Source organism: Selenomonas sp. oral taxon 920 (assembly GCF_001717585.1).
GTDB lineage: Bacteria > Bacillota > Negativicutes > Selenomonadales > Selenomonadaceae > Centipeda.
Genome location: NZ_CP017042.1, coordinates 1,093,733 through 1,107,933, shown reverse-complemented (window position 1 = coordinate 1,107,933; position 14,201 = coordinate 1,093,733). Strand labels below are relative to the sequence as shown.

The 14,201-nt window shown below is 52.7% G+C and carries 12 protein-coding genes and 1 pseudogene; 7 read left to right on the top strand and 6 right to left on the bottom strand.

Annotated elements, in window-relative coordinates:
• Positions 1–11: 11 nt before the first annotated feature.
• The 3 genes from BCS37_RS05180 to smc are packed head-to-tail and all read right to left on the bottom strand — an operon-like array spanning position 12 to position 5,105.
• Entirely contained in the window at positions 12–557 is a 546-nt protein-coding gene (locus tag BCS37_RS05180; RefSeq protein ID WP_069180469.1) for an NUDIX domain-containing protein, read from the bottom strand.
• 28 nt (positions 558–585) lie between these two features.
• Positions 586–1,521 (bottom strand): signal recognition particle-docking protein FtsY, encoded by a 936-nt coding sequence (gene ftsY / locus BCS37_RS05175; protein ID WP_069180468.1) that lies wholly within the window; start codon positions 1,519–1,521, stop codon positions 586–588.
• Between the two features lie 17 nt (positions 1,522–1,538).
• Positions 1,539–5,105, bottom strand: a complete 3,567-nt coding sequence (smc, locus tag BCS37_RS05170; RefSeq protein ID WP_069180467.1) for a chromosome segregation protein SMC — start codon at positions 5,103–5,105, stop codon at positions 1,539–1,541.
• 143 nt (positions 5,106–5,248) lie between these two features.
• Between smc and fba the strand changes: the two genes are divergently transcribed.
• From fba to BCS37_RS05140, 7 genes and pseudogenes are all read left to right on the top strand, one after another.
• Positions 5,249–6,247: a class II fructose-1,6-bisphosphate aldolase gene (gene fba / locus BCS37_RS05165; protein ID WP_069180466.1), complete on the top strand. Its 999-nt coding sequence runs from the start codon at positions 5,249–5,251 to the stop codon at positions 6,245–6,247.
• 118 nt (positions 6,248–6,365) lie between these two features.
• Positions 6,366–6,513, top strand: a pseudogene (locus BCS37_RS12230) (secretion protein HlyD); the annotation flags it as partial.
• 86 nt (positions 6,514–6,599) lie between these two features.
• A complete protein-coding gene (locus tag BCS37_RS05160) occupies positions 6,600–7,829 on the top strand; it encodes an aspartate kinase (RefSeq protein WP_069180465.1) in 1,230 nt (409 codons plus the stop codon).
• Between the two features lie 160 nt (positions 7,830–7,989).
• Positions 7,990–9,231 carry a pyridoxal phosphate-dependent aminotransferase gene (locus tag BCS37_RS05155; protein ID WP_069180464.1) on the top strand — a complete coding sequence of 414 codons (1,242 nt, stop codon included), beginning with the start codon at positions 7,990–7,992 and terminating at the stop codon, positions 9,229–9,231.
• A gap of 145 nt (positions 9,232–9,376) precedes the next feature.
• On the top strand, positions 9,377–9,802 hold the full coding sequence (gene rplM / locus BCS37_RS05150) for a 50S ribosomal protein L13 (RefSeq protein ID WP_216818873.1): 426 nt from the start codon (positions 9,377–9,379) through the stop codon (positions 9,800–9,802).
• 26 nt (positions 9,803–9,828) lie between these two features.
• On the top strand, positions 9,829–10,221 hold the full coding sequence (gene rpsI, locus BCS37_RS05145; protein ID WP_006691995.1) for a 30S ribosomal protein S9: 393 nt from the start codon (positions 9,829–9,831) through the stop codon (positions 10,219–10,221).
• Between the two features lie 122 nt (positions 10,222–10,343).
• Positions 10,344–10,787, top strand: a complete 444-nt coding sequence (locus BCS37_RS05140; RefSeq protein WP_069180462.1) for an RrF2 family transcriptional regulator — start codon at positions 10,344–10,346, stop codon at positions 10,785–10,787.
• On the opposite strand, the gene BCS37_RS05135 is transcribed toward BCS37_RS05140, so the two are convergent.
• From BCS37_RS05135 to galU, 3 genes are read right to left on the bottom strand one after another with little or no spacing between them, the layout of a single operon-like run.
• Positions 10,788–12,077: a DUF445 domain-containing protein gene (locus BCS37_RS05135; RefSeq protein ID WP_069180461.1), complete on the bottom strand. Its 1,290-nt coding sequence runs from the start codon at positions 12,075–12,077 to the stop codon at positions 10,788–10,790.
• The gene (locus BCS37_RS05130) at positions 12,074–13,303 is read right to left on the bottom strand and encodes a DUF445 domain-containing protein (RefSeq protein ID WP_069180460.1); all 1,230 of its coding nucleotides are present in this window, start codon (positions 13,301–13,303) and stop codon (positions 12,074–12,076) included. Before BCS37_RS05130 ends, BCS37_RS05135 begins: the two co-directional genes overlap by 4 nt.
• Positions 13,304–13,313: 10 nt before the next feature.
• Complete coding sequence (gene galU / locus BCS37_RS05125; RefSeq protein ID WP_069180459.1) at positions 13,314–14,198, bottom strand: UTP--glucose-1-phosphate uridylyltransferase GalU; 885 nt, start codon at positions 14,196–14,198, stop codon at positions 13,314–13,316.
• Positions 14,199–14,201 lie beyond the last annotated feature (3 nt).

Here is a 14,201-nt window from a genome sequence, read left to right as displayed (position 1 = left end):
TCTCCCACTCATTAGCCACGCAGGCGTTCTTCTGCCATCATCAGCGAGATGATCGTCTTCGAGTCTATAATCTCCCCCGACTTTACCATTGCCAGCGCATCGGAGAAGGGCATTTGAACGACGTTGACAAATTCATCCTCGTCGGTGTGCTGTGCACCGACCGAAAGCTCCCGCGCGAGGTAGAGATGGATATACTCATTGGAAAAGCCGACCGTTGTCGCGATCACGGTCAGTTTATCATAGCTCTCCGCCGTGTAACCGGTCTCCTCCGACAGCTCACGTCGCGCACAATGCAGAGGGTCTTCGCCCACCATATCGAGCTTCCCCGCCGGAACCTCGAGGGTCACCTTCCCGATGGGATAGCGAAACTGACGCACCAAGATGACGTTGCCGTTGGGTAGGACAGGCAGCACTGCCGCCGCCCCCGGATGGTGGATCCACTCGCGGACAGATTCTTTCCCATTCGGCAGACGCACCACATCGCGGCGCACATGGAGCAGCGTCCCGTCAAAAATATTCTCACTGCTGCATTTTACTTCTACAAGATCCTCATACATGGCGGATCCCCCTTCCCATCAAATGCCCTTATTCCTGTGTTTCGTCGACACGTTTTACAAACAGGGCGCTCACAAAATCCTCTGCATGGAAGGGACGAAGATCATCCATCCCCTCACCAACGCCAATCCATTTAATCGGAATCGAGAGCTGTGACTTGATTCCGATCGTCACACCGCCCTTTGCCGTTCCGTCCAGTTTCGTGAGAACAACCCCCGACACAGGTGCTGCCTGTGTAAAGAGCTCCGCCTGACTGATCGCATTCTGCCCCGTACCTGCATCGAGAACCAGCAGTGTCTCATGAGGTGCCGCAGGAATCTCGCGCCCAATCACGCGATAGATCTTCTCAAGCTCCTGCATCAGGTTCGACTTAGTCTGAAGCCGCCCTGCCGTATCGACAATAACAATGTCGATATTGCGCGCCTTTGCTGCCTGCAGTGCATCAAAGACAACGGCAGCAGGGTCTGAGCCCTCACCGTGCTTGATGACCTGTGCGTCGGCACGCTTGCCCCAGATCTCCAGCTGGTCGATGGCAGCCGCACGGAAGGTGTCCGCCGCCGCGAGCAGCACGGATTTCCCCTGTCTGCGATAATAGGCACTCAGCTTCCCGATCGTCGTCGTCTTGCCGACACCGTTCGTACCGACCACGAGCAGCACTGTTGGTCCTTGTTCCGCCATGTGAAATGTGTTCTCGCCTTCTGCAAGGATGCGAACAATTTCCTTTTCTAAAAACGGAATCAGATCCTCGGGGGTGCGGATCTCCTTCTGCTTGATCCCCTTTCGTACCGCTGCGATAAGCGTCTCCGTGGTCTTTACACCCACATCCGCCATCAACAGGGTCTCCTCGAGATCATCGATGAGGTCATCGTCAATGTCGGCATATCCGATGATAAGCCGTTCAATATTATGCGTGAAGTTCTCGCGTGTTTTCGTCAGGCCTTTTTTGAGCCGATCAAAGAATCCCACAATAACTCCTTTCTGTGCTATGCGGTCTGTTCCGCTTCATAATCCTTCAGCCGTATGGAGAGAACCTTGGAAACACCCGCATCTTCAACCGTAACGCCATACATTGTATCCGCTGCACGCATCGTGCCCTTGCGGTGTGTCACCACGATAAACTGCGTATGCTTTGCAAACTCCTGCAGGAACTCACCAAAACGGGAGACGTTCGCCTCATCCAGCGGCGCATCAATCTCGTCCAAAATGGAAAACGGCGAAGGACGGTACCGCAGGAATGAAAAGAGGAGTGCAATGACGGTGAGTGCTCGCTCACCGCCCGAAAGAGCCGATAAGTTCTGTCGTTTCTTATCGGGCAGGGTCACAAGGATCTCAACCCCGCTGCTCAGTATATCGTCTTTATCGGTCAGACGCAATTCCGCAATGCCGCCGCCAAAGAGACGCACGAAAATCTCGTTAAAATACTCCTGAATCTGGCGGAACGCCTCACGAAACGTACGCGTCATATCCTGATCGATCTTTTGGATGATCTGCTCAATGTCCTGTTTTGCGGCTCTCAAATCCGCGATCTGCTTCTCTTCCTCTTCGTACCGCGCCTTCTTCTCCGCATACTCCTCAACGGCATTGGGATTCACCGCACCGAGCGCACGAATGGCGGTATCAAGAGCGCGCAGACGCTCTTTCAAGACATCCGGATCTGCATCCTGCATAATCTCTGCAGCTGCAGTCTCGGGTGTCCATCCAAAATCCGAAAGGAGCGTTCCACGGCAATCTCCCAGACGTATGCGAATGACCTCCAGACTGTTGTCGCATTTATGCTGCTTGATACGGATATCCTCAATCCGTGCAACAGCACTCTTGATGGCACTGTCCAACATCCGGCTCTCAGCCTCATGCGCCAATCTCTGATCCTTCAGCTCTTCGCCGCGTCTCTCACGTTTTTGGAACACCGCATCATGACGCTCAATCTCGCTTGTCAGTTCAGCAAGGCGATCCTTGTCCCTTTGCAGCTCATCGGCAAGCAGTGCATCCTGTGTGGTAATTTCCTTCAGCGCGCGTTCCGCTTCTGCAAGGTCGAATGTACGGGATTTGCGGTTGCGCGTGCGCGTCTCGATCTCCGCCGAAAGAGCTGCAATTGAAACATCTAGGCCGTGTAAACGCTCCTCATATCCCTGCTGCTCATTCCGCAGCTCCACACACCGATGACCGCTCTGCTCGGCTGCCTGTGCAAAGCGTTCCTCATGCGCCTCACAGCAGGAAATGTGACGTTCCATACGCATCTGTATCTGCATGAGCTTCGCGCCGCTTGCCAGACGCTCCTCTTCCGCACGCTCCATCTCATGAAGGGCATTCTCCTGATCTGCAATGCGGTCCTTTAGAATATCGCATTTTCCACGCAGTTCCATGAGTTCCTGTGCCAAACGCTCCGCCGCAGTCCGTTGGGTCGCAGACTCTCCGCTCTTTTCCTTGAACAGCTGCCTTTGCTGCACCAGCGAGGAATACAGCTTTTGATGCGCGGCCTCCTGCTCCTGCAAACGGCTGTGCAGTGCCTCGATGTCCGTGCGGCGGTTCAGCAGAGTGGATCGCTCCTTCTTGCGTCCGCCGCCCGCGAGCGAACCGCCCGGATTCAGGAGCTCGCCCGTGAGCGTCACAATGCGGAGTCGATAGCCCTCCTGTTTTGCCGCAATCAGAGCATCATCCAAGGTCTCCATCACAAGCGTCTGAGAGAGTAGATGATCCGCGACCCGCTGAAACTTTCCCTCTGCCTGAACCAGCGTATTCGCCCATCCGATGACACCGTGATAGCGTCCGAGGTTGATCCCACGGGGCGAGCGCACGGTAATCGTCGTCAGAGGAAGGAAGGTGACGCGTCCGCCGTTCTTTCGCTTCAAATACGATATGGCAGACTTTGCCGTATCCGTATCCTCCGTGACGACATTCCGCACACTCCCGCCGAGAGCCACGTCAATTGCCGTGAGATAACGCTCCGGGATGCGAATGAGATCGGCGACCGTTCCCGCGATGCCGCGCCGCCACCCCTCCGTCGCCTGCAGGACGGTCTGCACATCCCGCCCGAAGCCCTCATAGCTGTCCTGTATCCGCCGCTGAAAGTCAAGATTCTGTCGGAGGCGAAGGAGCTCCGCATCCGACTTTCGAAGCTGTGCCTCGCCATGCTCAATCACACTGCGCAGTTTCTCAATGTCTTCATAAAGACGACGCTGTTCCTGCGATATGCTCTGCAAATTCTTTTCGGACTGTGCGAGCGTGTAATTTTTGCGCTCACATTCTGTCTGTGCCTCCGCAAGGGCCGTGCGACGACGCTCGATTTCCTCCTGCCGACGCTCCTTGCTCTCATCCCCCTGCTCCGCAGCATTCCGCGCAACTGCAAGCCGCTCCCTCAGGCGTGCCAGTACACGCTGTACGGCTGTGCGCGATGATGCGTGCTGCGCCATCGTCCGTTCCTCATTGGAAAGCACCGCCTGCACACGTGCGATTTCCTGCTGCACGTCCGTCTGCTCCGCTTTTTTTTCCTGTATCGCAGCGTTCTGCTGTGCCAAGATCGCATCGATTTGGGCAATTTCCTGCTCCGTTGCCTGCTTTTTTGCAACGGCAGATTGACGCATCCCCTCAACGTCCGTTTTGCGCTTGGATCCTTGATCCTGCCGACCCTTGATGTGGGACTCCTCCTGCCGGAGTACGTCCAGTTTCTCCTGCTGTCTGCGGAGCTTTCGGGTGTTCTCCTGCATACGCCCGTCAATCAGCGCAATGTCCGCCTCGAGCGCATTCTTTTTCTCCTCAGCCTCCCTGCGCGCACGCATCTCGCGCGCCTCCTCATCACGATGCTCGTTCAGTGTCTGCATGAGAGATTCCTGCTCCTGCAAGAGTCTCTCATGCTGCTGCACAAGCGAGGTAAGCTGATATTTCCGCCGCTCCTCATCGAGCTGGCGAAACCGCATCGTTTTTTCCGACTGCACGGCAAGCGGCTCAAGCTCCGCTGCCTGGGCATACATGATATCGTTCAGGCGAACGAGATCGCCCTCGTTCTCACGCAGTTTACGAAGCGCCTCCTGCTTTCGCGTCCGATATTTTGTGATGCCTGCCGTTTCCTCAAAGAACACGCGGCGATCCTCGGGGCGGCTGTCCAGGATGTCGTTCAATCGGTTCTGTCCGATGATGCTCATGCCATCGTGCCCGATGCCCGTATCCGCAAAGAGCTGGTAGATGTCCTTGATGCGGCAGCGCGAATCATTGAGGTACACCTCGCTGTCGCCGCTCCGATAGAGACGACGCTTGACAACGACCTCATCGTAATCGATCGGCAATTTCTTATCCGTATTGTCGAAAACCAGTACAACCTCTGCCACACTGAGTGCACGGCGTGCAGCAGATCCCGCGAAGATGATATCCTCGGAGCGCAGCCCGCGCAGCATACGAATATTCTGTTCACCGAGAACCCAGCGAACGGCGTCCGTGATATTGCTTTTGCCGCTCCCGTTTGGTCCCACGACGGCAGTAATCCCCTGATCGAATTGGACGACAATCCGTTCGGCGAATGACTTGAATCCGTACGCTTCCAAGCGCTTTAACTGCACGCAACGCACCTGCCTTTGCAAATTAGTTCACTCATTATAACAGAACACATGGGAAATTTCAAAAAACTGTATCTTACGCAAATAAACTATGTTATAATGAAATCGTTCGTGAGATTCTTTTAGCTTTAATAGGGGGTAATCACATGCCACTTGTCGGAACAAAAGAAATGTTTAAGAAAGCCTACGAGGGCGGCTACGCCATCGGTGCTTTCAACGTCAACAACATGGAGATCGTTCAGGGCATTACAGATGCTGCGGGAGAGCTCAAGTCCCCTCTGATTCTGCAGGTTTCTGCAGGTGCGCGCAAATATGCTCGTCATGAGTATCTTGTCCATCTCGTCAAGGCTGCACTCGAAATCAACGACATCCCCATCGCTCTGCACCTCGACCATGGTGCAGACTTCGATATCTGCAAGTCCTGCATCGACGGCGGGTTCACATCCGTCATGATCGATGGCTCCCACCTCCCGTACGCCGAGAACGTTGCGCTTGCAAAGCGCGTTGCCGAGTACGCACACGCACACGGCGTTGTCGTTGAGGCCGAGCTCGGTCAGCTTGCAGGCATTGAGGACGATGTCAACGTCTCCGCCGAGGACGCCTCCTATACGAAACCCGAGGAAGTACAGGACTTCGTTGAGAAGACAGGCGTTGACTCCCTTGCCATCGCGATCGGCACCTCACACGGCGCATTTAAGTTCACGCCGGATCAGTGCACGCGCAATGCAGACGGCGTTCTCGTACCGCCCCCACTTCGCTTCGATATTCTTGAGGAGATTGAGAAGCGCATTCCTGGTTTCCCCATCGTGCTCCACGGCGCTTCCTCCGTCATTCCGAAGTATGTAAAGATCATCAACGAGAATGGCGGACATATGCCGGATGCCGTCGGCATCCCCGAGGATCAGCTGCGCCGTGCGGCAAAGTCCTCCGTCTGCAAGATCAACATCGACTCCGACCTCCGTCTCGCGATGACCGCAGGTATTCGCGAGCACTTCAAGAAGGAGCCGGCACACTTCGACCCGCGTCAGTATCTGACCGATGGCCGCAGCTATATCAAGGAACTTGTTTCCCACAAGATCAAAGAGGTACTCGGCTCCGATGGCAAGGCTGCCGAAGTTCAGGCACTCATTGACCAGAACAAGTAATTTCTCGTTGCCTTAACAAAATCTTTATATGACCTTACTCTGTGCACTGCATGGAGTAAGGTCATATTTTTATCCCTGTCCCTGCACATTTGCATTCTGTTTAGGAATCGCTGATAAAATGAAGTCCATCAGATTGGCGTAGATTTTTTCGTCCGAACAAGGAGACAAACCGGACGCATAGCAAGGGCTATGTGGAGGATTTGTCGACACAGTGCGGGCAAAAAAGATACGTCAAGATGGCGTGGCTGAATTTATCAGTGCTTCCTTTACTAGACAGTCCTCTGTTTTCATTGTATAATGCGTTAAGCATTCACCATTATGGGAATCATATCAATCCATAGGGGGACATTATATGGCACTAATTGTAAAGAAGTTCGGCGGAAGCTCGGTGGCTACGCCTGAAAAAATCAAAAATGTAGCAAAGCGAATTCTGAGTGAGAAAGCCCCCGATGATCGTATTGTCATGGTTGTTTCGGCCATGGGCGACACGACGGATGATCTCATCGCCCTCGCGGGCGAGGTTGTAGAGAGCCCCTATCATTATGCACGCGAGATGGATATGCTCATGACGACGGGCGAACAGGTCTCCATCGCACTCCTTGCGATGGCATTCCGCTCCTTGGGACAACCTGCTATCTCCCTTACGGGCGCAATGGCAGGCATGAGGACCGACAGCGCACATACGAAGGGGCGTATTCTAGGTCTTGAGCCAAAGCGTGTGCACGAGGAGCTGGACAAGGGCAATATCGTTGTCATTGCGGGATTCCAAGGAACGGATGCGGAAGGCAATCCCGTGACACTCGGGCGTGGCGGCTCAGACACGTCCGCTGTCGCGATAGCGGGCGCAATCGGTGCGGATACTTGCGAGATCTTCACAGATGTCGACGGGATCTATTCTGCAGATCCGCGCATTGCAAAGGGTGCACGTCGTATGCGTGAAATTACCTACAACGAAATGCTTGAGATGGCGCGTCTTGGTGCAGGTGTCATGCAGCTACGCTCCGTGGAGATGGGACAACTCTATGGTATCCCCATTCACGTCCGTTCAACCTTCACGTCAGAACCGGGAACTATCATTAGGGAGGAATACACAGTGGAAGAAAAATCCTTTATCATTCGCGGCGTTACCCATGACGAACACGTCTCCAAGATCACCGTTCTCGGTGTCTCCAACGTCCCCGGGGTTGCACACAAGATCTTCTCCGCACTTGCAGATGCCAACATTGACGTGGATATGATCGTGCAGAGCATTCGCAGTGCCGAATCCAATATGACCGATATGGTCTTTACCGTCGCTACCATCGATGCGGAGGAAGCAAAACAGGTCGTCGAGGGCATCTCTGCAGAAATCAAGGCCTCCGCTGTCGCCATCGACAACGATGTCGCAAAGATCTCGATTGTCGGTGCGGGAATGCTCGGCAGCCCCGGAATCGCCTCGCGTATGTTCGGCGCACTCTCAAACGCCGAAATCAATATTGAGATCATCAGTACGTCGGAGATCAGCATCTCCTGTCTCATCAAGGGCGGCAGTGTGAAGGACGCAGTCAACCGCATTCACGATGAGTTCTTCCCGAACTCATAAGAATACTTGTATACACCTATATATCCTGTGGACATAAACAGAACAACGCGCTATCATCATAGTGCATTTTAGGGAAAGCACGGATTATTGAACCCCTGTCGCTCTGTCGGAGGGTTTCACTCGATCCGTGCTTTCAAAACGAAAAGGAGAGCGTATACACATGGCTATTCAGATGGCGGCATCACACGCAGCATCAAGGAGACTGAAGGACGCAATTTTCGGTGCTGCTGCGGCATGCCGCGCCGCAGTCGCCGAACACGGCGAGGAATGCGTTGTGAACGCAACCATTGGCGCGGTGATGGACGATGCCGGAAAACTCGCCCATCTCCCCACGGTCGAGCGCGTCTTCCGCTCCCTGCCCGTGGAGGATTATATTGCCTACGCACCGATCTCGGGGCTTCCGGAATATCTGGAGGCAGCGATCGACATCACATTTGCCGGAAACCGTCCCACAGGATATCTTGGTGCGATTGCAACTGCAGGCGGAACGGGCGCACTGCGTACTGCTGTCGACAACTATGTGGAAAAGGGCGATCAGGTGCTCACCTCAGATTGGTTCTGGGGAACGTACAATGTCATCTGTCAGGAACTTGGCTCCTCTGTGACAAACTTCCAACTCTTTGATGAGGCAAACAACTTCAACCATACGGCATTTGCAGCCTCGGTTGACGCACTCCTCAAGAAGCAGGAAAGTCTGCTCATCATCCTCAATACACCGGCACACAATCCAACAGGGTACAGCCTCTCCTCCGAGGACTGGGATCATGTGCTGGACTGCGTGAAGAAACATGCCGCTGCAGGAAAGAAAATCCATCTGCTCGTCGACATCGCCTACATCGACTTTGCGGGAGAAAAGCACGAAGCACGCGCCTTTATGCAGAAGTTCTCCAATCTGCCGGAAAACATCCTGACGCTCTTTTCCTTCTCCATGTCCAAGGCATACACGTTCTATGGACAGCGCTGCGGTGCACTGATCGCGCTCTCTTCGAGCAAGGCAGTCATCGATGAGTTCGGCGAGATCAGCAAGTATGCGGCACGAGCGACGTGGTCGAACATCAACCGCGGTGCGATGACACTCCTGACGCGTATCCAACAGGACAAGACTGCCTATGCCTCATACGAGGCGGAACGGGATGCACTCTATCACCTCGTGCAGGAACGCGGCGATATCTTTATGCAGGAAGCGGCACAGTGCGGACTTCCCGCACTCCCCTATAAGGGCGGTTTCTTCCTCGCCATTCCGGCAGCAGATCCGCAGGCGGTCTGCAACCTGCTCCACGAGGATCTCATTTTCGCTGTACCTCTGAAAATGGGCGTACGTATTGCGGCTTGCTCCGTGCCAAAGAAAAAAATGTGCGGCATCGCAGAAAAAGTAAAGTACGCAATGGATAAAATGCCTTGACATTCCAGTCAAAATTTTTTAGAATAGCAACGTGTGATATTTTTCATGTATCCATTAGCCCCGGAGGCATGAGCGGATATTGCATCAACTCTACATATTGAATGCTCTTACTCTCATAGGGGGGAATTACGTGAAAACCACGGTTATGGCGAAAGCCGCCGATATTGAACGCAAGTGGTATGTTGTAGATGCCGAGAATCAGACAGTCGGCCGTCTTGCGGCAGAGATTGCAAAGGTTCTGCGCGGCAAGAACAAGCCCATCTACACGCCGCACGTTGATACCGGCGATTATGTCATCGTTATCAATGCTGAGAAAGTCAAGTTCACGGGAAAGAAGCTGACGGACAAGACCTACTTCCGTCACTCCGGCTATCAGGGCGGCACGACCTTTACGACTGCCGGTCAGATGCTCGATCGCTTTCCGACCCGCGTCATCGAACACGCTGTCAAGGGTATGCTGCCGAAGAACAGCCTCGGCGCACAGATCTTCCGTAAGCTGAATGTTTACGTCGGTCCCGAGCATCCCCATGCAGCACAGAAGCCCGAATCGCTGGCGTTTGATATTCGCTGAGTTTCGTAAAAGGAGGAATCTGTTCGATGGCACAAGTCACTTACTACGGCACGGGTCGCCGCAAGACCTCAGTTGCACGCGTTCGCCTCGTTCCGGGCGACGGCAAGGTTACGATCAACGGTCGTGAAATGGCAGAATACTTTGGTCTGAAGACGCTCGAACTGATCGTTCGTCAGCCGCTCAATCTGACCGAAACAGTTGATAAATACGATGTGATTGCCAACGTATCCGGCGGTGGTGCATCTGGTCAGGCCGGTGCAATTCGCCATGGCATTACGCGTGCACTCATCGAAATGGATGCAGAACTGCGCCCTGCTCTCAAAAAAGCAGGCTTCGTCACGCGTGATCCGCGTGAGAAGGAACGTCGCAAGTACGGTCTCAAGAAGGCACGTAAGGCATCCCAATTCTCGAAGCGTTGAGATTATATCTGTAATACAAAATCCCTTCCTCATACGAGAAGGGATTTTTTGTTTGACATTTTTTTATTTTTAACATATTATATCAATAGAAAAACTATGTTTTATGGAAAGAGGATGAGTCAATGAAAATCTCCGCAAAAGGACGCTATGGAATTGCTGCTATGGTATATCTCGCACGCAACTACGAAACCTCCTCCCCCATTACGATCATCAGCATTTCTGATCATCTTGGTATCTCTAAAATATACCTTGAGCAGGTGTTTTCCCTTCTCAAGCGCAGCAAGCTTGTCAACTCGATTAAGGGCTCTCAGGGAGGGTATCAGCTCTCCCGCCAGCCGCGTCAGATTACAGCCTATGACATTCTCTCCTCTATTGAGATCTCCCTGATCGAAAAGACCGGAGCAGCATCCGAAAAAATGGAGCCGCTCAATCATATCCTCTCCCGTACGGTCTTTGATGTGCTGGATAAAAGTATATACGAGACACTGAATGGCATCTCATTGGAAGATCTCCTTACGGCACTGAACCGTGAGGAGAGCAATGAGAATCTCATGTACTTTATCTGATTACGCAAGCAGATTCATAGAGATAAAAAGCAGGAGTCCAATACAGCCGCCGACGAGAGAGCCATTGACCCGAATCCACAAGAGATCCTGCTCTACCTTGTCATAGATGAGATGATTGAGTTCATCGTCTGTGAGACGGGACAGAACATTGCCGACAATAACACCAACGAGCGTCTGTGCGTGGAGCGCAGAGCGTGCCAAGAGGTCATAGAGTACCTTTGCGATGATCTTCTGCAGCTCTGGATGCGTCTCAACCAGATAGAGCATATGCTGATATTCAACGTGTAGGATGCTCCGCAAATGCATATAGAACTCCGGCATATGCTCCTCGATCGGATCGACTTCCCGCTTTAAATCCATCTGGAAGTGTTTCCGCATACCATGAAAGAGACGCGTGAGCGTTTCATCAATTGGAAGCTCACGAGAAAGTCGTTCCTGCAGTTCGCGTACAAGCTGCAGAAGCTCATTGTCCTGCTGCAGCTCCAACAAGCAGTCATGGATGAGTGCAATCGCATTTTCCTGTAATGGAGATCCGTCTCTTCCAAATTCTTCCAAAATGTTGCAGGTATGTCTCTGAATCAGATCTGCGCCCTCGTCGAGATTGACTGTATTCGTCACCTCAAGCAGACGCGATAAAAAACCGACACCAATCTTTTCCCGCTCGAGTTCCGCAAGCACCTCCCGAATGGACTGCCGCGTCTCCTCTGTGGATACCTCTCGCGCGAGGAGCAGGGAAATGCGGGAGAGCATCTGCTGAGCCCATGCATTTGTTCTGGACAGCGCAGCAAAGCGATTCATGAGCTCTGACGGATCCTCACGCAAAAGTAAATTTTTGAACCGTACAGACAGATAGGAAATTACCTTTTTATTGTTTTTTCGAAAAAATGCTGCACGGACAAAGTGAAGGACTGTTCCGGTCAACTGCTCTTCCGTCTTTTTTTTATGCAAAAACTCCTGCAGCATCGGAATCAGATGAATCTTTTCAATATGTCGAAAAATCTTCCGACGGGAAAAAAATTCCTTTTGCACCATAATGGTGATCGCATGGATAAAGTTGTCCCGTCTGCGCGGCAATATGGCTGTATGGTAAGGAAACCCCAGAGGCTTTCGAAAGAGTGCCGTGACGGCAAACCAGTCTGCAACTCCGCCAACCAGAGCCGCCTCACTGACCATGAGCAGACCCTCCGCCCAAAGTACCGCAGAAAACCATAGATGTAATCCAAGGGCGAACAGAAAGAATACGAAGGAAGTCAACAGAGCCGTATCCGCCTTGTTCCACGTTCGTGTCATAACCCCCACATCCTTTCTGCAAATCTCACGATAAGCGACAACCCCATTCCAACAAACGCACCAACGATGGCACCGTTCACACGAATCATCTGCAAGTCGGTGCGCACCTTGCTCTCCACAAAAGCAATGAGTTCATCATCTGTCTTTTGATTCAAATATTCCCTGACAAAGTCTGCAATCATCTCGTGATGCTTCTCTATCTCTCCCGCAGCAAGCTCCTTCATCCACCGATCTGCACGGTTCCGCCAACTTTCCGAATGCACAAAAGCATCTATTTTCTCATTCAGAAGCTCCTTCAGATATGGAATCCAAAAGGCATGATGCCCCTTCATACGGCGCTCTATGAATTCAGCGAGAAGGTTCTCAATCTCGAGGTGTTCAATCACATGCAGCTTATAGCGATGCAGTTCCTCGTACAACTTCGAATTTGTGCGCAGTCCTTCCACAAAGGAGATGAGTAATTGAACCCCCTCCTTGTGGCGCCTGTCATCCGAGCGCATTGCCGACGTTAGGATCTCCTCCAACCGCCCAGTCAGCCACTCCGCGATCATGGCATCGTCAAAAAAGGATAGGACAAAGGCACGAATCATTCCGTCGCCTTCATATTCCATACGTATGGATGCAATATTCTCGCGGAGCATATCCTGAAACACCTGCGTACGTATGAGCTGTGATCCCATACGAACCAGCATATTAAAGATACGATCAGCGTGAGGTTCCTCAGTTAGAACATTCAGCAACTCCGCAAAGCTATCCTCCAATGGAAGTTCATGAAGTGCCTGTATCACATAGGGTGTTAGTTCCTTTGCTATGCTGCGGCTGTCCACATCGGAGGCGACGTGACGGAGAATGTCGATGCTCGCCTCAATGAGACGCTCTCCACCCCCACGATGCTGCAAATACTCCACGAGGAGCGCTCCGATCTGCTCTCGTTCAACAACGTCCATAATGTTCTGCTTGCTGAGTAAATCATCCGCAGAGAACCGCACAAGCGATTCCATAATCCGCGCACGGTTACGACGCAGGATATCTGTACGATGTGCTATACCGAGCGGACGACCGAAGATCGCCTTCACAGCAAACCAATCCGCAAGCCCCCCAATTGTTGCGGCCAAAAATCCGTGATGAAGGGTGGCAACAACAAGAGAGGAGCCCTGCCCTACGGTACCGATTGTGCCAATCACGCTTAGGATAAGCGCAAGATTTGCCTGGTTTTCCTTCTGCAATCAGATCGCCTCACATGCTCTTTACAAGATCTCTCAGATACGCCTGAAAGTCAGCACCGAGATCTGCGCGGCGCAGAGCAAACTCCACCGTCGCCTGCAAAAATCCAAGCTTGTCCCCGAGATCGTACCGCTTCCCCTTGAAGTCATAGGCATATACAGCTTCCCGCTGTGCCAGTACCTTGAGTGCATCTGTAAGCTGAATCTCACCACCCTTTCCCGGCTTCGTCTCACCAAGAATGGAAAAGATCTCCGGACGAATAATATAGCGCCCGAGTACGGCCATGCGGCTCGGCGCCTCTTCCAGCGATGGCTTTTCCACCATATCAGAGACACGCATAAGGCGAGGATTCGCAAGTGTTTCTCCTGCAACGATGCCGTATGAGGATACCTGTTCGTCCGCAACCACCTGACAGCCAAGAACAGATCCGCCCGTTTCTTCATAAATATCAATCAACTGACGCAGTGCTGAACGCTCCGGATGATAGACAACATCATCGCCAAGAAGAACAGCAAATGGCTCCTCCCCGACAAAACTGCGCGCACATAGGATGGCATCCCCCAACCCACGCATATATTTCTGCCGAACATAGTGCACATTCACATCCGTCGTCTCACGTACGAGATCAAGAAGGTCTGACTTCCCCTTCCGCTCGAGTTCATGCTCAAGCGCAGGAGCCGAATCAAAGTGATCCTCTATGGCACGCTTGCCATGACCACTGATGATCAGAATGTCCTCAATGCCGCTTGTAAGAGCCTCCTCTACAATATACTGGATGGTCGGCTTATCCACAATGGGCAGCATCTCCTTCGGCGTTGCCTTCGTAGCAGGAAGAAAGCGTGTCCCATAGCCTGCCGCAGGAATGACCGCCTTGCGTATGCGTTGTAGCTCTTTCATCTC